The organism is Propionibacterium sp., from assembly GCF_047719395.1.
Taxonomy (GTDB): Bacteria; Actinomycetota; Actinomycetes; order Propionibacteriales; family Propionibacteriaceae; genus Propionibacterium.
Window position 1 is genome coordinate 25604 of the sequence record NZ_JBDNTB010000015.1, and the last position, 21583, is coordinate 47186.

Genomic DNA, 21583 nt, shown 5'->3' on the forward strand with positions numbered 1-21583 from the left:
GACCTGCACCAGACTAGCTGGCGCACCCTGTGAGGCCTCGGGCGTCATCCTCTGCTGGGCGACGATGCCATAGTCTTGGGTTCCGTGAGCCCTACTCGACTGCGTTGGAAGCTGGCCCTCTTCGACCTCGACGGGACGCTCGTCAATTCCCTCGACCTCATCGTCGACGGCTTCACGCACGCCTTCCACGAGGTGCTCGGCGTCGACCTGCCGCGGGAAAAGGTGCTCACCTTCATCGGCCTGCCGTCCCCGGACGTGATGACCGCCGAAGCTCCTGACAGGGCCGCAGAACTGCAGGACAGCTACCGCAGCTGGGTCGACGCCCACCACGACGACATGGTGCGCGCCTATGACGGGATGCCAGAGCTGGCCAGGGAGCTGGCGGCGCACGGCATGAAGACCGCGGTCGCCACCGCGAAGCGCACTCCGCTCGCTGCGCAGGGTCTGCACGTCACCGGCTTCCCGGACACGATCTCGGTGGTGTGCGGCATGGAGGACACCGTGAAGCACAAGCCCGAGCCGGAGCCGCTGCTTCTGGGTCTGAAGAATGTGGGCATCGCCCCGCAGGACGCCGTCTACATCGGCGATGCGATCTACGATCTTCAGGCCGCCGCCGCAGTGCCCATGGACGGTATCGGCGTCACCTGGGGAGCCGGCGACAATGCCGAACTCGCGGAGCAGAAGTCCATTGCCCTGGTGGACACCAGCTCGGAGCTGCGCGACATCCTGCTCGGCTGAAGGAAGCGCTTCCGGGCCGGCCTCCAGCATCATCGGATGCATCGGCCACCGTCGGTCGTGTGTCCATGAAGGGCAAGGTCAACCAGTCGTTGTGGGGATGCCATCCTCGACCGGAGAGGCCAGCCATTGACGGCGGGCGGTGCAGGCGAGGCACGCTTCACCGTGATCCGGAGCCGGCGAAGACCTCTCGTCCGGCACACGAACGACACGAACGACACGAACGACACGAACGACACGAACAAAAAGGCTGAGGACGGGCCCGCATCTGCGGACCCGCCCTCAGCCACTCACCAGCTCCTCACGGAACCGGCGTGATGCCGGAGTCAGCCTTCACTCACGCTGAGGCCAGCGATGACTCCTTGCGCATCGAACCGGTCTCGTTGAACCTCTGGTGCCAGCTGAGCGCCTCCTCGAGGATGTGCGGGGTCTGCTGGAACTTGCTCGTGGCGCAGGCGCGCTCGTAGTAGTCCTTGAGTTGTTCCCTGTAGTCGGGGTGTACGCACTTCTCGATGATCACCTTGGCGCGCTGACGCGGGGCCAGGCCGCGCAGATCGGCGAGGCCCTGCTCGGTGATGATCACGTGCACATCGTGCTCTGTGTGGTCCACGTGGGAGACCATCGGCACGATCGCAGAGATCTTGCCGCCCTTGGCGGTGGACGGGCTCACGAAGCAGCTGATGAAGGCATTGCGGGTGAAGTCGCCGGAACCGCCGATGCCGTTCATCATGCGGGTGCCCATGACATGCGTGGAGTTCACATTGCCGTACATGTCGGCCTCGATCATGCCGTTCGAGCTGATCACACCGAGGCGGCGGATCACCTCTCCGTTGTTCGAGATGTCCTGGGGACGCAGGATGATGTGCTTGCGATAGAAGGACGCGTTCTCATTCATCTTGTGCGCGACCTCCGGGCTCAACGAGAAAGCCGTCGCGGAGGCGACCTCCAGCTTGCCGGCGTCGATCAGGTCGATCATGCCGTCCTGGATCACCTCGGTGTAGGAGGTGAGGCCCTCCAGATCGGAGTGCAGCAGGCCGTCGAGCACAGCATTGGGGATATTGCCCACGCCGGACTGCAGGGGCAGCAGATTCTTCGGGATGAGCCCGGTCTTCACCTGGTAGTCGAGGAAGTCGAGCAGGTAGTTGGCGATGGCGCGGGAGGCCTCATCGATCGGCTTGAAGGCCGAGTTGCGATCCGGGTCGTTGGTCTTGACGACGGCGACGACCTTGGAAGGATCGACGGTCATGGTCTCCTGGCCGACGCGGTCACCGACATGGGTGATCGGGATCGGGATGCGGTTCGGGGGCAGCGCACCGGCGGGGTAGTAGATGTCGTGCATGCCGCGCAGATCTTCGGACTGCCACTCGTTGACCTCGAGGATCACCTTGTCGGCGAGCTCAAGCCAGGTGCGGTTGTTGCCGACCGAGGACGACGGCACGAGCTCACCCTCGGGCGTGACCGCGGAAACCTCGACGACGGCGAAGTCGGGCTTGGGAAAGAAACCGGCCGCAACCTGTCCGGCCATGAAGGACAGGTGCACGTCGGAGTAGTAGGTGGTGCCGTCGTTGATCGCCTTGCGCATCTTCGGGTCGGACTGGTACGGCGAACGCAGCTGCACGCCACCGGTCTCGGCCAGCGCGCCATCCAGCTCCGGTGCGGTCGATGCACCGGTGTAGAGGCTCACCTTGAAATCTTCGCCCTTGCTCCGGGCGTCCTTGATGCGCTCGGCCAGGGCCGGCGGGAATTCCTTGGGGTAACCGGAACCGGTGAACCCGCTGAATCCGATCACTGCACCGTTGTGAACGAGTGCCGCGGCGTCTGAGGCGCTCATCACCTTGCTTGCGAACTGAGCGTTCGCAATCCGCTCTGCCATCAATCCTCCTGGTCCGTGGACGCAGCCTGGCCAGCGCGGTCGGCTGTCGTCATGACGGGCCAAGAATATCGTGCGAGCCCGTGGCGGCTGGCAGCAGGTCGGGCCAACCGTGGGTACAGTGGACAGCTCGCCCGCAGGGCCTGGAGATTCACCTGTGAGCGGCGGCGAGGCCTGTGAGGCGCAGGTTCAGGCGGCACCGGGGCACTCGCCCGGGTGCGGCGTCACAGCTTCGCGGTACGGCGCATCACGAATCCGGTGCGCAGTTTCGGGGTGAAGAATGTCGACTTCGGCGGCATCAACAGGCCCTCGCGCGCGGTGCGCATGATCTCGTCCAGGCTGGTCGGGCGGATGAGGATGCCGGCGCTGTGCGAGCCGACCGCCTGGTTCATCCCGGTGAGCCCGTGCTGATAGGTGAGAACCGCATCGGTGTCGTCGAAGACCTTCTCCAGCCAGGCGCCGTCCAGCGCGCGCACATCGTCGAAGAGGCCTGGACGGGGGATGAGCCAACTCGCCTGGCTGTCGGGATACAGCAGCACCAGGCGTGCCTGGTCGACCATCTGCGTCAGGGTGCCGGGCTCCACCGGGGCATCCATCGGCTGGATCTCGAAGTAGGGCTCGAGGGCTGCCACCAGATCCTCGGTCGGCAGGCCGTCCACCAGGCGATGGATCGCCTCGATCGAGAGCTGATGCTCGACCAGTTCGTTGACGAAGCCCAGCGTGTACTCGGCGTCGGTGTCATGGCGGCCCGTCGCGGCGCGCACCTCGTCGCGGTAGAGCACCGAGATGTGGTAGCGGTGGTGCCCATCTGCCAGCAGCACATCATCGGCGCCGATGATCTGCTGGATCGCGGCGATCCTGGCCGGATCGGTGACGCGTTCCACCGAGTGATGCACACCGTCCACGGTCACAGCGCCGATCGGTTCGCCCGGCGGGGTGAGGATGCCGGTGAGCCCGCTCGCCAGTGACAGCCCCCAGACCGGCGACACATTGGTGCCGGTGGCGCGGGTGAGGTCCAGGCGATCGTTCACCGCCTTCCTGGTGGTGTGTTCGTGGGGGAGCACCCCGCCGGAGCCCTCGTCGACCACCTCCAGACCGCCCAGCACGCCCGAGATGATCCGATCCTTGCCTGCGGCATCGGTGAAGGCCATCCGGTAGATGGTGAAGCTCGGCCGGTCGTCCTGCACGAGCACGCCCTCGGCCAACCAGTCATCAAGCCTTCGCGCCGCTGTGCGGTAGCGATCCTCGCCGCCCTTCGGATCGTCGATCCAGGAGATGTTGTGCTCGTCGAGGGACTCCAGCGCCGCGATGTCGGAATCGCTGATCACGTCATAGGGCGGTGCGATCACCTTGTCCAGGTCGACCGTCGGGGCATAGCGCAACGCTGCGAAGGGCTCGAATCGAGGCATGGGACCCAGGCTAGCGAGTCGGGACGAAAGCGACAGCTGCCACGATGGTGCGAGGACGCATGGGAAATCCGCGAAGTCTTCACTGCAGAGCGAGGACATTCGATCCACGATGCATTCAACGCGGCGTGAGGGCTCTCACGCCGTGGCAGAGTGGGGCCGCAGAGTTCTCCCAATCACCGAGGTGCATTCATGGCGTCGAGCACTGAACTGAAGCTGATCCACCGCAGGCAGTTCTGGATTCCCCGCCTGCGTGCTGGCGGGTTCCTTGACGATGTGCTGTTCATCGTCGCCACCGTGCTGTCGCTGCTGCTCGCCGTGGTGGTGCTGCGGAAGGGCATCGGTCACTGGGTCGATCCGCTCTACATGCTCGCCTTCTACCTCGTACTGGCCTATCTGGCGCTGCCGCGAATCCACCACATGCTCACCATGCTCTATGTGCCCGGCTACTTCATCGGGCGTTCCCGCACCGGTGATGGGCTGCTCGGCGATCCGGTGAACCTGGCACTGGTGGGCGAAGCCGACCAGATTCACGAAGTGATGGAGCAGGCGGGGTGGACCGAGGCGGACCCGGTGAGCCTGGCTTCCGCCTTGCGGATCGTCTCCTCCTCGTTGCTGCACCGCAGCTATGCACATGCCCCGGTCAGCCCGCTGTTCCTCTTCGGGCGCCAGCAGGATTTCGCATACCAGCAGGAGGTGGCCGGCAACCCTTCCCAGCGTCACCACGTGCGTTTCTGGCACTGCCCGCCCGACTGGCCGCTACCAGGGGGCCGACGGGTGGAATGGCTTGCCGCGGGCACATACGACAAGTCGGTAGGCCTTTCGCTCTTCACTCTGCAGGTCACCCACAAGGTCGCTGCCGACATTGACATGGAGCGCGATCACATCATCTCCACGATGAAGGACAGCTCCGCCGACATCTCAGTGGACGTGATTGAGAATTTCTCCACCGGTTACCACGCACGCAACGGCGGCGGCGACGCGGTGCACACCGATGGCAACCTCCCGGTGATCGACGTGAGCGGAGTGGACGTTCCGTGGTCGGGCCAGCGCCCCGCGCCGATGCCTGTCCTGGAGGACGTCGGGCGTCGTCCGCTGCCGGTTGCACTGGCATGCCTCATCGTCGCGGTCTCGACGGCGGCTCAGATCTGCGCGGCGCTGATCACCATGTCACAAGACTTCTCCGAAATGGTGGTCACTTCGGGAAACTCGCGGACCACTGTCATCGTCCTCATCACGGTCGTGCTGACCCTGTGGGCACTGGCGACGGCGGGGCTGACCTGGCTGGTTTTCCAGGGGAAGAACACGGCGCGGTTGATATTGCTCGTCATGATGACCGTCAGCCTGGTCATCGGTCTGTGGAATGCTCTGTTCAGCAACATGCCTGGCGTCTTGTTGCTGCTGCGGTTGATCGGCGATGTCCTGGTGGTCTATGCCCTCACCAGCGTCTCGGCCCGTGACTGGACGATGCACAGAGTGAGCAATCGGAAGGCTGCCCGACACCGCAACCGAGGTCAACTCAGCAACAGCTGAGGACCAGGCCAAGGCATGGGCGGGGCCCCAGGTCCAGGCCCGTTCGGACCAGGACTCAGACCCAGGACATCTCGTCCCAGGATTCCAGCGCGCGCACCAGCGGCTGGTAGTGACTCAGCACAGCATCCCGGTAGGCGTCGAGGTCGCCTGCCTCAGCAGCGCACAGCATGGCTTCATGGGCCGCGAGGGTCTCGTGGAACTCCTCGTCAGCGGGCACGTCCAGCTCGTGGAGCAGCGTGGTGTGGACATCGAAGAAGGCCTGCATCAGATCGTTGATGAGGTGCCCCGCGGTGCGCGGCACGATGCGGCCGTGGAAATCCCTGTCTTGGATTTCGAAGTTTTCACCCCGGTTGCCGAGCTCTTCGATTTCGTTGGCGAGCCGGTGGAGCGTCTTGTCGTGGGTGCCGGTGAGGGATGCGACGACGTTCTCGGCCTGCCCGAGGTCGAGGGTCAGCCTCACGTCCACCACCTCACGCAAGCTGCTCACCGCATCCCCGGGACGCACCTCGCTGCGGAACAGCAGATTCTGCACCATGGGGGTGAGATCCAGATTGCCCACTCGGGTGCCGGTGCCGTGGTGGACCTCGACGATGTCGAGGGCAGCGAGGGAACGGATGGCCTCCCGCACCGAGGATCGGCTGACGCCCAGATGGGCACCGAGTTCTGTCTCCGGGGGGATCATGTCTCCGGGGGCCAGGCCCTCCTCCAGGATGAACTGCTTGATGCGATCCGCTAGGGTCGTCGTGATTTCCCCGTCGTCCAGCTTGCCCAGATCGACGCTTTCAGTGCTTGTCATGAGCACCACCTGTCGTGTGCGCGCAGCCTCCGTCCATGGCTTCGGTGCCGTGATGTCTGCGCGGGACGGTCGTTGTCCACAGAGAATCCTATCGGCGGCCTGTGCCCGGCTGTTGGCGGTCTGACGGAGAGGCCCGGATGAATCCGTGCGGGCCGGCGAGGGGGCACGGGCAACCCGTGCCGGAACCAATGTTCGATGGCGTTCTTGGCGGATTTTGCCCGGTGGGAGGATCGTCGGGTCAGATGTCGCGCACCGGGGTGCTGAGCCCTGATTCCTCAGCGGTCTTCGTCGGGGATGGCGGCCATCCTGCGCCAGGCGATGAACAGCCAGACGACACCGGCGACGAGACCCCCGAGCATCACGGCGAAGTTCATCCAGTGCGGCAGATTCCAGGTGGGACCCAGCGCATAGATGCTCAGCGCGATGGCGAGATAGAGCGAGAAGAAACCGGCCAGCCATCCTGCCAGCACCCAGAGCCGCTGCCGCATGAGCGGCCAATGATCCGGATGGCTCCAGTAGGCCAGATTCTCCTGATTGCGGAGGTGGAAGGTCTTCGGAGCGATGCTCATCACTATGCCGCCGACCAGGATCAGCAGCGCGAAGAAGATCGTCATGCCCAGGGTGAAGGCCAGCCATGAAGCGCGCGGCCACCAGACGTCCGGCACGCCGCCGGCGCCGAGATGACGAGGCACCATGTTCGGCAGCTGCCCAAAGGCAAGCAGCTCTGCGACCAGAGCCAGGGCCACCATGACGAAAGCCGGCATGCTGCACGCCACCCACGCCTGACGGAGGTTGGACGTGCCGATCGAGTTGGAGTCGTCGTGCCGGTCCACGGGCGTGCGTGCCGCATCCGCGTTTCCCTTGCTGCCCGGATTGGTGCCGGCTGGGTTGTTGCGGTTGGCGTCGATGCGCCCAGCCGGGCGAGGAGACGCGTCGGAACGGTTGCGGTTGTGCTGTGCGGGACGTTTGCGCTTGCCCGCGCTTCCGCCGTACCTGCGGCCCGAATGCTGTGCCATGGTTCCCCATTCTCCCAGCTCGGACGAACTCGGCTGATTGCCGACCTGATGGGCGAAGGGTCAGGTGACCAACTGGACCTTGTAGGTGCCGAAACCGAATTGCGGAATCCCGACCGGCTCGGCACTGATATCCCGACTGAGCTGAAGGACCGGTGTCGGCAGGGCATTCATGAGGCCACTGTGCCACGGGTGCAGAGCGATCAGGGGCCGGCGGGGCCATGGCCTGCTGGGTATTCAGTTTCGGCCGGGACCGGATGCGACGCAGCGGATGGACGCGCTGTCCGAGGCTGTCAGCGGGCCACCGAGCGGGTCAGCGTGTAGAAGGGGTTCTGCGTCTCCACAGAGGTGGGTCCCACCGCATCGTTGAGCCGCGCCTTCCACGGCAGGTGCGAGTTGTACACGCACCACAACTCGCCGCCCGGACGAAGCACGCGACCGGTCTCGGCGAACATCTCCAGGGCCGGCTCGGAATCCTTCGCGATGCCGCGGTGGAAAGGCGGGTTCATCACCACCACATCCACCGAATCGTCGCCCAGACCGGTGAGGGCCTCGGCCCAGTGCACATCGACCCGCTGCCCGTTGGCCTCGGCGGTGATGCGCGTGGAGTCCACTGCCGCCCAGCTGGTGTCCACGGCGTGCACCTCGGCCTCGCGATTCGCGCGGGCCAGAAGCGTTGCCAGGATGCCCGAGCCACAGCCGAAGTCGACCAGCACCTCACCGTGCAGGTCGGGGCACCGGGCGGCCAGCAGGACAGTGCCGTCGTCCACCTTGTTCGTGGCGAAGACCATGCCGTGCGCGATCACGCCGATTCCGAGGTCAGGGTGCAGACGCTCGCGCGGCCAGCTCAGCTCCTTCGGCTTGGCATCGGCGGCGCGCAGCGCCCGGCACTTGTTCTTGCCCAGCGACGCCGAGACTCCCTCGAAATGTTTCGCCAGCACGTCATTCATGGAGCGGGTCAGATTCTTGGTGCGGGCCGCGGCGATCACCTGCACCTGGGGATCGGCGAATGCCGCGATCAGCTCCGCATACTCGTCCAGCGCGCTCAGCGCCTTCGGCAGGCGCATCCACACCATGTCGACGCCCGCCAGCGACTCCTCGTCGAGGCTGTCCACCAGCAATTCCGGCGCCACCAGATCCGCATCGCGGCAGTCATCGCACCACAGACTCACCCGCCCGGCAACCTCTTGGGCGGCCTCGGCGAGGCCTGGATCGTCGATCACGAGCAGATGACGCGCGGAGTCAGGGGACTGCTCGGCGATGATGCGTTCGATGGGATCCATGCCCACGATTGTTGCGGTGGCGGGCCCTGCTGTCACATGGCGGGTCGAGGCTTGGCGGCTTCTGGTGCGGACTCCCCGGACACATGCAGTGCATGGAACAGTGCAGAACCGGTGATCGCCGAGCGGCCGTCGAGATCCGGCCGGTAGGTCCGTCGGGCACCTCGGGGAGTGCGGGCGCCCAGGCGTGCTGGGCCGCCTGCTCCCAGTCCACCTGGCAGGGGCCAGGCTGGCTCCGGCCCGCGCGATGTTAGCGTCGCCTCCCGTGCAACTGTGGACGAATACCGACCGGGAACTACTGGCGCTGGCCGTCCCCACGTTCGCCACACTCATCTCCGAACCACTGCTGGTACTCGCTGACACCGCGTTCATCGGGCACGTCGGCTCAACCTCGCTGGCCGGCCTTGGCCTCGGTGGCAATGTGCTGGGCGTCATCACCGGCCTGTGCGTCTTCCTGGCCTATTCCACGACATCGGTCGTGGCGCGAAAGATCGGCGCCGGCGACGGAGCGGGGGCTTTCAGGGCCGGCCGGGATGGCATGGCTCTCGGCCTGGTGGTCGGTCTGGTGCTGGCGGGGCTGGTGGTCTGGCTGGCTCCCACCATCATCGGCTGGTATCACCCGACGCCCGAGGTCTCGGTCCAAGCGGTGACCTATCTGCGCATCGTCGTGCTCGGGTTGCCTTTTCAGCTGGTCGTGCTCGCATCCACCGGACTGCTCCGGGGCATGCAGGACGCCCGCACACCGCTGTATGTGGCCATCGGCGTCAATCTGGCGAACATCGCCCTGGATGCTGTGCTCATCTACGGTCTCGGCCTTGGCATCAGAGGTTCCGCCACCGCCACCGCCACGGCACAGGTGTGTTCCTGTCTGGTGCTCGTCGCCGTGATTGCCCGCCGCGCATCGGGCGACGCGATACCCCTGCTGCCACAGCTGCACGGCATGGTTGAGGCGATGGCCCACGGTGGATGGCTCGTGGTGCGCAGCGCGGGCCTGTGGATCTCGCTCACCGCGATGACCGTTGTTGCGACGCATCTCGGCCCCCAGGTGCTCGCTGCGAATCAGGTGGTCAACTCGGTGTGGGCCTTCATCGTGTTCACCTTGGACGCCCTCGCCATCGCCTGCCAGGCACTCATCGGCCGTCAGCTGGGGGCCGGCGATGTCCAGGGTGCCAAGACCGTGATGTACCGGGCGCTCGGCTGGGGATGCGTTCAGGCAGTGATCGTCGGTGCCGCACTCATCGTGGCCCGGTCGCTGATCATCGGGTTGTTCACCACCGATCCGGAACTGATGGCGCTCCTGACAGATGCCCTGGTCGTGCTGGCCTTCCTGCAACCTCTCGGTTCGGCCGTCTTCGTGCTCGATGGCGTGCTCATCGGTGCTGGCGACACCCGTTACCTTGCTCTGGCCGGGCTGATCGTGGTGTGCGCCCACCTTCCGATGCTCGGCCTCGTGGACCACTACAACGCTGGACTGGTCTGGTTGTGGATCGCCTATGGCGGATTCCTGCTGGCCCGAGGTGTCACACTGGCGCTGCGCACCCGCTCGGGAGGCTGGCTGAAGGTCGGGGCGTGATCGTTTCGGACTGGTCCTGCGCCGTCCTGTCCGCCGGCCCGAGTAGTTTTCGGCGCCTGGTGGTTTCAGGAGCAGGGTTCGCGTCTGTGGGGCCAGCCTGCGTCGAGGAGCATTCGCTGTTGTCCTGCCGTTCCCCGGCTGCGCCACCCCGGCCCCGGAATCATCCCAGGTCACGTTCGGCGCCGCGTTCCCAACCCAACGCTCACGTCCGCCGGTGAAGCTGGATACATTCGGGGAATGGCAGTCCATTCATTGGAAATTCACGTCATTGCCGACTCCTCCGGCGAGACCGCCGCGCGTCTGGCCCGGGCTGCACGGGTGCAGTTCCCGGGCAAGAGATTCGCCATCGTGCGGCACGCCCGGGTGAGGAACTCCGAGCAGTTGCTGCGCGTCTTCGACGCGCTCAACGAATCGGCTGATCCCATGGTCGGGCAGGCCGGCCGGGTAATCTTCTTCACCCTGGTCAACGCCCAGATGCGGGGGATGATGCACCGCTACTGCAAGGACAAGGACATTCCCTGCGCCGACCTCATGGGCGATGCGCTGACCGCACTCGGAGAAGTGGCCGGTATCAGCGCCGACGAGGTCCCGATGCGGCCTGTCGGAGTCGAGGCGGACTACTTCGACAGGATCTCCGCAATGGAATTCGCGGTGCGCAACGACGACGGCGTGATGCCCGACTCGCTGCGCGAGTGCGACATCTGCCTGGTCGGCGCCTCACGTTCCGGGAAGACACCCCTGTCGATCTACCTGGGCTATGCCGGCTACAAGACGGTCAACGTGCCCATCGTGCCGGGCATCGAGCCGCCGCAACAGCTCCGGCAGATCGATCGCTGGCGCATCGTCGGTCTCACCATCGATGCGGAACGCCTCCTCAAGATCCGTACCAGGCGCCTCAAGAGCCTCGGGGGTTTCGGTAACAGGGACGGCTATTCCGATCTCGCGAAGATCTATGACGAATTGGACGAGGTCTCTGCGGTCCAGCGCAGCCTCGGGTGCCCGATCATCGACACCACCGGCCTGGCTCTGGAGGAGGCGGCTGCCAGGGTCATCGAGATCGTCGAGGAGCGGGCTCACCGGGTGGGAGCCCATCTGCGGCGCCCGGCTGGAAGCATGAAGATCACGCCGTAGTGCCTCGGCTGTCCGGCAATCCCATGGGGTGGTCAGGGGCCACGGACGCCTGCCTGGCCTCGTGCGCTTCTAGGGGGAGGCGCCCGCGAGTTGATGGGGAAAAGTCCGGCTGCTTGTACATGTCCGTTCTCACCGAGCGCCAGCTCGTGGACGAACGGATTTCGCGGAGGATCGATGCCGCGATCAACGCCTGGGCCGGGGTAAATCAACTGATCCGGGGCGCCATCGGTGACGTCCCCGAGCTGGACGTGGACGCGCTCGCGGACCACTTGTTCGTCACCCTCGAGGGTCCCTTCCTGCTGGCACGGGCGACCGGAGACCCGAGCTGCATGCGCCGCCAGCCGGGGGCTTTCCGGCAACTGCTCGCCGCACTGCTCGTCAGCTGATCGGCCCGGTGCTGGAAATCGCCGGTGTACAACCCCAAAATTGTCCGGAATGCCCGCCGGACTTGAGGAGATGCAACGATAGGGCCATCATCAGTGGTGCGTGACACAGTGGTTGCGTGCTGGTGGCCCCACAGCCCGAAACGGCTGGATGGCGGTCCCGGCAATGTCGGCCTTGTCACCATCGCTAAACCGGGTGGGTTCACCCCCCGCCCGCCCGATCTGCCCGTCAAAGGAGAGTGCAGAAGTGAGCGAAAAGTACACATACGATCTGTCGGAGGGCGACGCCACCATGAAGCCGCTGCTCGGCGGCAAGGGGGCCGGTGTCGCCGAGATGATGCGCCTCGGAGTTCCCGTCCCCGACGGCTTCACCGTCACCACCGAGGCCTGCATCGAGACGATGCGCAACAACGGCGAATGGCCGGACGGCTTGCGTGCCCAGATCGACGAAGCGCTCACCCACTTCGAGGAGCGCACCGGCCGCAAGCTGGGTGCCGCCAAAGATCCGCTGCTCGTCTCGGTGCGATCCGGCGCCGTGGTCTCGATGCCCGGAATGATGGACACCATCCTCAACCTCGGCATCTCGGACGAGTCGGTGCCAGCCATTGCCGAGGAAGCCGGCAACGAGCGTTTCGCCTGGGACTGCTACCGGCGCTTCATCCAGATGTACGGCGAGGTCGTCGAGGGCCTGTCCTCACATGCCTACGAGGACGCCCTGACCGCCATGAAGAACCGCAAGGGTGTCGCCCAGGACACCGAACTGAGCGCCGAGGACCTCAAGGATCTCACCGCCGAGTTCAAGAAGATCAGCGACGAGGCGCTGGGTGGCGAGTGGCCGTCTGATCCGCGCGAACAGTTGATCCGCGCCGTCGAGGCCGTCTTCCGCAGCTGGCAGAACCCGCGCGCCAAGGTTTACCGCAAGGCCAATCACATCCCCGATGACCTCGGCACCGCCGTGAACGTCATGCAGATGGTCTTCGGCAACCGCGGCGACACCTCAGCCACCGGCGTCTGCTTCACCCGCAACCCCTCCACAGGTGAGAAGGCCCTTTACGGCGAATTCCTCACCAATGCCCAGGGCGAGGACGTGGTGGCCGGCATTCGTACCCCGCGTCCGCTCGAAGAGATGGAGCAGGTGCTTCCGGATGCCTACCACCAGCTGGTGGACACCATGCACAAGATGGAGAACCACTATCGCGACATGCAGGACATGGAGTTCACCATCGAGAATGGTCAGCTCTACATGCTGCAGACCCGCAACGGCAAGCGCACCGCCGCAGCCGCCCTCAAGGTGGTCGCAGATCTCGTGGACGAGGGCCTGATCGACAAGGAGGAGGCAGTCCGCCGCATCGAGCCCGAGCAGCTCGACCAGCTGCTGCACCCCGCCATCGATCCGAGCAACACCGCCATCCCGATCGCCAAGGGCCTGCCTGCCTCACCCGGTGCAGGTGTGGGCGCAGCGGTCTTCGACGCCGATGTGGCAGCCGAGAGGGGCGCTGCCGGCGAGGCCGTCGTGCTGATCCGCTTCGAAACCACCCCTGACGACATCCATGGTGTGCTGCAGTCCCAGGGCGTCATCACCGCCCATGGCGGCATGACCTCCCACGCCGCCGTCGTCGCCCGTGGCTTCGGCAAGCCCTGTGTCGCCGGTGCCACCGCCATCAAGATCGACCCCGAGGCGAAGACCCTCACGGTCGGCGGCAAGGTGGTTCACGAGGGCGACATCGTCACCCTCAACGGCTCCACCGGCGAGTTCTTCGACCAGGCCCTCACCCTCATCCCGGCACGGATGAACGAGGACTTCCTCAAGGTGGTCGGCTGGGCCGACGAGATCCGCGACCTGGGTGTCGAGGCCAACGCCGACAACGGCCCGGATGCTGCGAAGGCCCGCGAGCTGGGCGCCGAGGGCATCGGGCTCTGCCGCACCGAGCACATGTTCTTCGGCGACGAGCGGCTGCCAGCCATGCACGAGATGATCCTGGCCGCAAATGATGAGGAGCGGCAGACGGCCCTGGACAAGATCCTGGTCATGCAGCAGTCCGATTTCGAGGCCATCTTCACCGCCATGAAGGGCCTGCCGGTCACCGTCCGGTTGCTCGACCCGCCGCTGCACGAGTTCATGCCCGACCTGGTCACCCAGGCGCTGAAGGTGCAGGAGATGGAGATCAGGGGCGCCGACGAGAAGGACCTGGCCGAGGAACGTCAGCTGCTGGCCCAGGTCAAGAAGCTGCACGAGCAGAACCCGATGCTCGGCACCCGCGGTTGCCGTCTCGGCATGCTCTACCCGCAGATCCCCGACATGCAGGCCCGCGCCATCGTGCGTGCCGCACTCGCCGTGCTGGAGCGCGAGGGCGAGACGGTCGAATTGCAGATCATGATCCCGCTGGTGCACCTGCAGCAGGAGCTGGCAACCCAGCGCGAAATCGTGGTCAACGCCGTCGATGACGAGCTGGACAAGGCCGGTAAGGCGCTGGAGTACAAGGTGGGCACCATGATCGAGCTGCCGCGTGCGGCGTTGGTGGCCGACCAGATCGCCGAGTACGCCGACTTCTTCAGTTTCGGCACCAATGACCTCACCCAGACCACCCTCGGCATCTCCCGCGATGACGCCGAGAACGGCTTCCTGGGCTGGTACGAGGCCGAGGGCATCGTCAAGCGCGATCCCTTCCAGAGCATCGACGTGGACGGTGTCGGCCAGCTGGTGAGGATGGGCGTCGAGAAGGGGCGGGCCACCAATCCGGACATCAGTATGGGCGTCTGCGGTGAGCACGGCGGTGATCCGGATTCGATCAGCTTCTTCCAGACGGTCGGCCTGGACTACGTGTCCTGCTCGCCGTACCGGGTGCCGATCGCCCGGTTCGCGGCAGCCAAGGCCAAGCTCGCGCAGGCCGAGTGACGCCGGCGCCCTGACTCGTAGTGGGAGTCGGGGGGCTCTGGCCCGTTCTGCCGACCCGGTATCGTCAGGCAGCCACCGGAAAACAGGTGATGGCCCGCCGCAAGGATTCTGCGGCGGGCCATCACCATGCCCGCAGGATTGGGTGGCCGGACCATGTGCCGTGAGCCGTTGCTGCGAGGCAGCCGGGTGACCACGGACGGTCGGAGCCGCCCGGTTGCACCAGATCTGGATGGCTCGATGGCGTGGCGTGCTGTCTCTCATCGACACGGGAGACAATGGTGCGTGTTGCCGCCCAGCGGCACAGGGGAGAATGCTGGGCGTGCTGCCAACCCACAGGAGGACAAGGCATGACCGATCATCTGAGCGTGCAGAGCCGCGAATCATCGCGGAGCTCCGTGCCCAGAGGATGGGTTCTGGACTACGCCCCGGGGGAGTGGCTGGTGTTCGCGGCGGCGCAGACGCTTGTGGCAATGCGTCCTAGCGCCGAGTTCACATCCCAGCTCGTCGCCACGCTGTGGTCCGAACTCGAACAGGGTGCGAACCAGGACGAGGTGCGGAACGCGCTGAGCCGGCACGGCGTGGACGGGCACGTCGGCCTGGTGGTCCTCACCGCCGACGGACAGGGAGCCCATTGCCTGGTCAGGGGCGAGGTGCAGGTTCGCCAGCAGGGCCGGACCGGGCTGCTGGCCGACGGAGCCAGGCACATCGGCGTGGGGGAAGCCCACGCCTCGGGTGGCACGCTTCTTCTGCACTTCGGGCCTGATCCGCTGTCGGACTATGACACTGCCCCTCCCACTGATTCCGGCTGGGGCGGTGGAGCGGTTCCCCACCTGCCCCTGGAAGCAGGTGTGGCGCTGTGCTCGTCCCTCATGGTGCAGCTGAGCGAGCTGACCGCCTCAGCGCTTGCCCCCGGCGCATTGCCAGGCCAAGGCCCAGAGGCTGCCGGCCACGGCCTCGAATCTGGGCGCGCTGCTGCTCCGCCGGTGACCGACCATTCCTTCTACGACGCACCTCCGGTCGTTTCGGCAGGCGTGATGGATGCCGTGATTCCGGCGGAGGCTGCTGAAACAGTTGCGGCCATCGGCGAGACAGCAGAGAGTTTGAGCGACTCAGCCGGGGCCGGGACAGTCCTTGACACCGACTCTGTGGGAGAGCTCCCCGTCGATTCTGCCGGTGCGACGGTTCCGTCCCCGGACAGCGCTGCCGGCAGTGTTGCCGGCGAGGCCGCAGCCGAGGGCCCGGCGGGCGTGCCCCCGGCCCATCACCGCGACTGGAGTTCCGCATCCCCTGATGTGCTGCGCAGAATCGCCACGCCGGTGGTGCCTCCCTTGACTCCGGCGGTGGTTCCGGCCACCGAGGCGCCGAGCCGGACCTTGGCTGACGGCGAACTACCCGCGCTGGGGGGTTCACCATCGGACCCCGCATCTGGCGGCCACCCCGAGGACGAAGCGTCGTATACGGTCCAGTTGCCAGTCGATGACACTGGAGCGGCCACGACTGCCGGGGAACCGGAAGCAGCCCAGCTGAAACTCGGCGAGCCGGTACCCGACGAGCCGGCACAGGCCTGGTCGTCGGGTGCCGCGGCCGATCCCGGCAACCGGCCCCCCGAGCCCGGCAGCTCGCTGGAGCATTTGCTGAGTTTCTTCTCGCCGGACTCCGAGCAACAGGATGAACCCGAGACGTCCGGAGACGAGCAGCCTCAGAGCTCCGATGACGGGGTTTCAGATGAAAGGGCTCCCGGGAGCAGGGCCTTCGATGACAGGATCGCAGCCGGCAAGGAGCCGGAAGGGCTTCCTGGCGGTGCGCCTGGTCGCGGCGACGACGCACCCCGGTCCGAGGCGCGGGAATCGGCACCGACTCCACTCGATCAGGTGGTCGAATGGTCGCCGCGCGGATGGACTGACGAATCCTCCCGGGTCATTTTCGACCAGCCGGTGGCGCGCGACGCGTTCATGTACGAGAAAACCGAGGTGCTCGCCCCACGGCAGGAGGCCCCAACTTCCACCGACGAACAGCAGCCGGTCGATGAACAGTCCCTGGTCGGCCAGCAGCCGGCCGTTCCGGAGGCATCCCAAGGACCGGAGGCACCCCAGCCACCGGAGACATCCGCAGCCCCGGATGTGCGGGAGGGAATGCCGATGGGACAGCCGGTTGAACCGGCCGCCGGCTCGGCGCCCAGCCAGCCCGAGCAGCCCGTATCGGCGCCTGAACCGCAGAATTCCGTAGCGGAATCGTCGCTGTGGTCCGAGCCTGCGCCACAGGACACGCCCAGCCTTGAGAATCTTGCCCAGGGTCTCGCGCAGCCCACGGCTTCCCCCGTCCAGGCGGACTCTGCCGTCCAGGCGGACTCTGCCGTCCAGGCGGACTCTGCCGATGTCGAGCCCATCGTGCCACCGGCTGCCGATCAGCCTGATCTCTCGAGTGAGGACAACCCTGGCGGCGGTCTTCCGGTGGTCAGCGGTGAACCGGTGTCTGGTGGTGAATCGGAGACGCCTGCGCAGGAAGCACCGCTGGCAATCCTGGTGACCACGAATGGAGAGGTCTACCGGCTGGATGGCGCGATTCTCATCGGCCGTGCGCCCCGCCCCGAGCCCGGTGACGACGCCACGATCCTGCGGGTGCCCTCCCCCCACCATGACATCAGCCGTACCCATGTGAGGGTTGCACCCCACGAGTGGGACATCGCGGTCACCGACATGAATTCCACGAACGGCACCATCGTCTTCGAGGTGGGCAATGATCCGATCCGGCTGGGCGCGGGCGAGACCTTGCTCGTCGGGCCGGGCACGGTCATCGACCTCGGTGATGGCCAGCAGATCAGCATCGAGCGTGCGCGCTGACACACCAGCCACCCAGGCCGGCACAGGTCGCCGTTGGTCGCTCCGCAGCAGATGCCCGGGGCATGGTGCATGTGAGGCACCACGAGCGGGGTTGTCCAGCAGTTCGGCCATTTCGGTGCACGCCCAGATATCGGTGCAGACATTGGGCCAAGATGTGCTCATGCCCAGCACTCGTCTCGAAGCGTTCAGCGACGGCGTCCTTGCCATCATCATCACGATCATGGTCTTGGAGTTGCACCCTCCTGAGGGAGCCTCGTGGCAGGACCTGGTGCACACCTCGGGGCTTTCGCTGCTCACCTATGTCGTGAGCTTCGCCTATGTGGGGATCTACTGGGTCAATCACCATCACCTCTTCCAGCTCGTCGAGAAGATCGACGGCAAGGTGTTGTGGGCGAACCTCTTCCTGCTGTTCTGGCTTTCGCTGTTCCCCTTCACCACGGCATGGATGGACGACACCCGGCTGGCCCGGATCCCGGTCCTGGTCTACGGCGTGGACCTGCTGCTGGCAGCAGCTGCCTACGCCCTGCTCGAGCATGTCCTGATGACCCGCCACGGAAGCGACTCGGTGTTCCACCAGACCCTGAATCGTGATGTCAAGACGATCATCTCGCCTGTCCTCTACGGGGTGGGCATTCTTGCCGCGCTGTGCGCGTCCTCCCTGCCGCCCCGGGCCGGCGTCATCATCGCGCTCGGCTGCTATGTCCTCGTCGCCCTCATGTGGATCGTTCCCAATCCGAGAGTGGAGCGCTCCCTGAGGTGAGCCTCCCGGCGCGGCGGCAAGCGGCCTTGGTCTCGCGGACGATGACCGTCGCGGACTAGGCTCGATCGGGTCGGCGCCAGTCCCGGTGCCGCAGAACCGGTGCGAGAACGGAGCAGACATGAGTGAAGTCATCGTGACGAAGAATCCCGCCAAGCTGCGCTATGAGGCTCACATCGACGGGGCACTGGCCGGCTTCGCGGAATATTCCCTGGCGGAACCGGGAATCATCGACTTCCACCACACCGAGGTCGACCCCGAATTCGGCGGCCAGGGAGTCGGCGGTGAGATCGCCCGGTTCGCTCTCGATGATGTAAGGGCCGGTGGAGGTCGGGAAGTCGTGCCAAGCTGTCCATTCATCAAGGGTTGGATCGGGAAGCACAGGGAGTACCAAGACCTTCTCCACCAGGGCGATGCACCGCAAGCCGACCGCTGAATGCCGCGCAAGATCCTGCTCGACTGCGACCCGGGCCACGACGACGCGGTGGCGATGGTGCTGGCGCACGGCGACCCGCGCGTCGAGGTTGTCGGTGTCACAACAGTCGGGGGCAACCAGACCCTGGAAAAGGTGACACGCAATGCCCTGGCTGTCGCCACGGCCATCGGAATGACAGAAGCGCCGATCGCTGCTGGCTGCGGCCGTCCTCTGGTGCGCACGCCGGAGCTCGCCGCGCAGGTGCACGGCGAATCCGGGCTCGGCGGCGTGGTGCTGCCCGAACCTGTGGTGGCGCTCGATCCACGCCACGGTGTGCAGCTGATCATCGACACGATCATGGCCGCCGATCCCGGCGAGATCACCCTGGTGCCCACCGGCCCGCTCACCAACATCGCGCTGGCCGCGCGGCTGGAGCCGCGCATCGTGGAGCGGGTCCGCGAGGTGGTGCTGATGGGTGGCGGCCAGCACATCGGCAATGTCACACCGGTCGCCGAGTTCAACGTGCACACCGACCCCGAAGCAGCGCATGTCGTCTTCAACGAGCCATGGCCGATCACGATGGTCGGGCTCGACCTGACCCACCAGGCACTTGCCACCCCCGAGGTCGTCGCCGACCTGGGTGCCGTGCCCGGTCCTGTCACCGACCTGCTGTTGAGCATCATCGGTTTCTACGCCAGTGCCTATCGTGACGTGCGCGGGTTCGCGGCGCCCCCGCTGCACGATCCCTGCGCCGTTGCCTACTGCATCGACCCATCCATCGTGGCCGCCGAGCCGGTGCCGCTGGATGTCGAACTCGGTGGGCACCTCACCACCGGCATGACCGTCGCCGACTTCCGCCGTCCGGCTCCGGAGGGCTGCCACACCAAGGTGGCGACAGTACTCGATGCGGGCGCCTTCTGGGCCGCAGTCAAGGGTGCGCTCGTGCGCCTGCAGAACCCCAGCACGACTCGAGCCGGAGAACCACGATGAGTGTGATCGCCCCGCGACCGGGTTTCGGGTGCAGCACCGGAGCGATCGCTGGATCGGGGCAGGCGTGATTTCGAGGAGCCAACCGAATGATTCCGGCGCTGACGAGCTGAAACAGGAAGCGTTGGATGTTCTCGATCGTCTGCAGAAGACCACTCCGCAGGGCTCTCCGTCCGCCGCGAGTCGGAGCAGAGTGGTCGTGGTGGGTTCGCTCAATGCTGATCTCACCGTCACCACTGCGCGGCTTCCCGGCCCGGGTGAGACCGTTCCCGGCGGCCCGCTGAGGACACTGCCCGGTGGCAAGTCCGCGAACCAGGCGGTCATGTCGGGCCTGCTGGGGGTGCCCACCGCGATGATCGGTGCGGTCGGCGCCGACGAGCACGGAACGATGCTCATGAATTCGCTGAACCGTGCCGGTGTGGACACCCGTCACGTGCAACGCTGTGGCGCGGCCACCGGCACTGCGGTCATCACGGTGGACGCGCAGGGCGAGAACACCATCGTGGTGTCACCCAGCGCGAATGGCAACCTCGGGGCGGCCGAGGTCCAGGCCGGTGAAGCCCTGTTCCGGGACGCGGGAAGCCTGGGTTTGTGCTTGGAAGTGGGCGACGAGGCCCTGCTGGCAGCAGCCAGCATCGCGCACGAGGAGGGCGTCATCACGGTGCTCAACCCTTCACCATTGCGTGACCTGCCCGATGACCTGGTGGACCTGACCGACGTGCTGGTGGTCAACGAGCACGAGCTGGCGGTGTTCACCAGAGTGGAATCCGGTACTTCAGTGCAGGGCGGGGTGAACCCGGAACAGGCCACCAGGTGGGCCCGGGCCCTTGCTGACAGAGGCATCGATCGTGCGGTGCTGACCCTGGGATCCCAGGGATCGGTGGTGATGGACCACGGCGAGGTACGCGTGCTGCCGGCCTTCACGGTTCATACCGTGGACACCACAGGCTGCGGGGACGCCTGTACCGGTTCCGTCCTGGCGGCGCTCGCCGCCCGGATACCACTGGCGGAGGGTGCGGTCCTGGCAGGCGCCGTGTCCGCACTTGCGGCTACCCGCGAGGGGGCTCAGCTCTCATATCCGGGTGCCGCAGAGGTCCGTGACTTCCTGGTCGGTCGTTGAGAAAGAATTCAGGAGCGGATTGACACTCCGAAATCTCGTGAACATTATCGCAGGATTGCATGGACCTGCCGCCGAGGATAAATACTCACGCCCGCATATGCGGTTCCACGGGTCGTGTAATGCCTAGCCAGTGACTATTGATTGGCCGAATCGTCTGGTAGTCTAGTTCTTGTTGAGTTCATCAAGAACAGTCATGTGTGAACTAATATCAACAAGGAGTTATAAATGAAGCTTTCCACCCGGAATCAGTTCGCCGGAACCGTTACCGCCATCACCGAGGGTGAGGCCATGGCGATTGTGAAGATCGCTCTTGACGGCACTGACGTCACGGTCACCTCCGCCATCACCATTGATGGTGTGAAGTCTCTCGGTCTCAAGGTCGGGGATAAGGCATATGCCCTCGTCAAGTCCACCGAAGTTCAGGTCGCCGTCGACTGACCTGCGGGAATGAATTCCGCGTAATTCACTTCATCGGGTTTGAAGAACGCTCTTCACGCAATTCACAGGAGAAACAGATGAGACTTTCCACACGTAATCAGCTGCACGGCGAAATCACCTCGATCAAGAAGGGCGAGGCGATGACCATCGTCGAAATCGCCCTCGACGGCAGCAGCGTATCGGTCACCGCCGCGATCACCACGGATGCCGTAAAGTCGCTCGGCCTGAACATCGGCGACCCCGCCTATGCGCTGATCAAGGCCACTGAAGTTCAGATTGCTGTCGACTGATCTTCGTCAACAGCTGATTGGGGCCCCCGGCCCCCTGCGGGTGGGGGGGGGCCCGCGTTGTTGGGTTGCGGGGGGCCCCCCCGGGACCCGGGGGCGGGCGGGGCCCGCCCCCCGTGGGGG

General features: G+C 65.7%; 18 protein-coding genes. 13 read left to right on the forward strand and 5 right to left on the reverse strand.

Annotated features, from left to right (window positions below; all coding sequences use genetic code 11):
• Positions 1–84: 84 nt before the first annotated feature.
• Positions 85–738 carry an HAD family hydrolase gene (locus tag ABF648_RS04185; RefSeq protein ID WP_415631036.1) on the forward strand — a complete coding sequence of 218 codons (654 nt, stop codon included), beginning with the start codon at positions 85–87 and terminating at the stop codon, positions 736–738.
• 334 nt (positions 739–1072) lie between these two features.
• Here ABF648_RS04185 and ABF648_RS04190 read toward each other — a convergent pair whose 3' ends face one another.
• Positions 1073–2608 (reverse strand): acetyl-CoA hydrolase/transferase family protein, encoded by a 1536-nt coding sequence (locus ABF648_RS04190; protein ID WP_415631037.1) that lies wholly within the window; start codon positions 2606–2608, stop codon positions 1073–1075.
• Between the two features lie 221 nt (positions 2609–2829).
• Positions 2830–4014 (reverse strand): DUF1015 family protein, encoded by a 1185-nt coding sequence (locus ABF648_RS04195; protein ID WP_415631038.1) that lies wholly within the window; start codon positions 4012–4014, stop codon positions 2830–2832.
• A 189-nt stretch (positions 4015–4203) separates the two neighbouring features.
• Between ABF648_RS04195 and ABF648_RS04200 the strand changes: the two genes are divergently transcribed.
• A complete protein-coding gene (locus ABF648_RS04200) occupies positions 4204–5544 on the forward strand; it encodes an LssY C-terminal domain-containing protein (RefSeq protein WP_415631039.1) in 1341 nt (446 codons plus the stop codon).
• A gap of 55 nt (positions 5545–5599) precedes the next feature.
• Here ABF648_RS04200 and ABF648_RS04205 read toward each other — a convergent pair whose 3' ends face one another.
• The 3 genes from ABF648_RS04205 to ABF648_RS04215 form a co-directional block, all read right to left on the reverse strand.
• Positions 5600–6340: a FadR/GntR family transcriptional regulator gene (locus ABF648_RS04205; protein WP_415631040.1), complete on the reverse strand. Its 741-nt coding sequence runs from the start codon at positions 6338–6340 to the stop codon at positions 5600–5602.
• A gap of 275 nt (positions 6341–6615) precedes the next feature.
• Entirely contained in the window at positions 6616–7356 is a 741-nt protein-coding gene (locus ABF648_RS04210) for a DUF1648 domain-containing protein (protein ID WP_415631041.1), read from the reverse strand.
• Positions 7357–7646: 290 nt separating this feature from the next.
• Entirely contained in the window at positions 7647–8636 is a 990-nt protein-coding gene (locus ABF648_RS04215; protein WP_415631042.1) for a class I SAM-dependent methyltransferase, read from the reverse strand.
• 262 nt (positions 8637–8898) lie between these two features.
• On the opposite strand from ABF648_RS04215, the gene ABF648_RS04220 reads away from it, so the two are divergent.
• From ABF648_RS04220 to ABF648_RS04270, 11 genes are all read left to right on the forward strand, one after another.
• Positions 8899–10206 (forward strand): MATE family efflux transporter, encoded by a 1308-nt coding sequence (locus tag ABF648_RS04220; protein WP_415631043.1) that lies wholly within the window; start codon positions 8899–8901, stop codon positions 10204–10206.
• Positions 10207–10443: 237 nt separating this feature from the next.
• Positions 10444–11337, forward strand: coding sequence for a pyruvate, water dikinase regulatory protein (locus ABF648_RS04225; RefSeq protein WP_415631044.1), 894 nt, complete (start codon positions 10444–10446; stop codon positions 11335–11337).
• A 119-nt stretch (positions 11338–11456) separates the two neighbouring features.
• A complete protein-coding gene (locus ABF648_RS04230; protein ID WP_415631045.1) occupies positions 11457–11723 on the forward strand; it encodes a hypothetical protein in 267 nt (88 codons plus the stop codon).
• Positions 11724–11967: 244 nt separating this feature from the next.
• The gene (gene ppdK / locus ABF648_RS04235) at positions 11968–14616 is read left to right on the forward strand and encodes a pyruvate, phosphate dikinase (protein ID WP_415631046.1); all 2649 of its coding nucleotides are present in this window, start codon (positions 11968–11970) and stop codon (positions 14614–14616) included.
• A 347-nt stretch (positions 14617–14963) separates the two neighbouring features.
• Positions 14964–17456: an FHA domain-containing protein gene (locus tag ABF648_RS04240; protein ID WP_415631047.1), complete on the forward strand. Its 2493-nt coding sequence runs from the start codon at positions 14964–14966 to the stop codon at positions 17454–17456.
• 160 nt (positions 17457–17616) lie between these two features.
• Entirely contained in the window at positions 17617–18216 is a 600-nt protein-coding gene (locus ABF648_RS04245; protein ID WP_415631048.1) for a TMEM175 family protein, read from the forward strand.
• Positions 18217–18334: 118 nt separating this feature from the next.
• Complete coding sequence (locus ABF648_RS04250) at positions 18335–18649, forward strand: GNAT family N-acetyltransferase (protein ID WP_415631049.1); 315 nt, start codon at positions 18335–18337, stop codon at positions 18647–18649.
• On the forward strand, positions 18650–19618 hold the full coding sequence (locus ABF648_RS04255; RefSeq protein WP_415631050.1) for a nucleoside hydrolase: 969 nt from the start codon (positions 18650–18652) through the stop codon (positions 19616–19618).
• Between the two features lie 121 nt (positions 19619–19739).
• Positions 19740–20735 carry a ribokinase gene (locus ABF648_RS04260; RefSeq protein ID WP_415631051.1) on the forward strand — a complete coding sequence of 332 codons (996 nt, stop codon included), beginning with the start codon at positions 19740–19742 and terminating at the stop codon, positions 20733–20735.
• Between the two features lie 225 nt (positions 20736–20960).
• A complete protein-coding gene (locus ABF648_RS04265) occupies positions 20961–21173 on the forward strand; it encodes a TOBE domain-containing protein (protein WP_415631052.1) in 213 nt (70 codons plus the stop codon).
• 77 nt (positions 21174–21250) lie between these two features.
• The gene (locus tag ABF648_RS04270) at positions 21251–21463 is read left to right on the forward strand and encodes a TOBE domain-containing protein (protein ID WP_415631053.1); all 213 of its coding nucleotides are present in this window, start codon (positions 21251–21253) and stop codon (positions 21461–21463) included.
• Positions 21464–21583 lie beyond the last annotated feature (120 nt).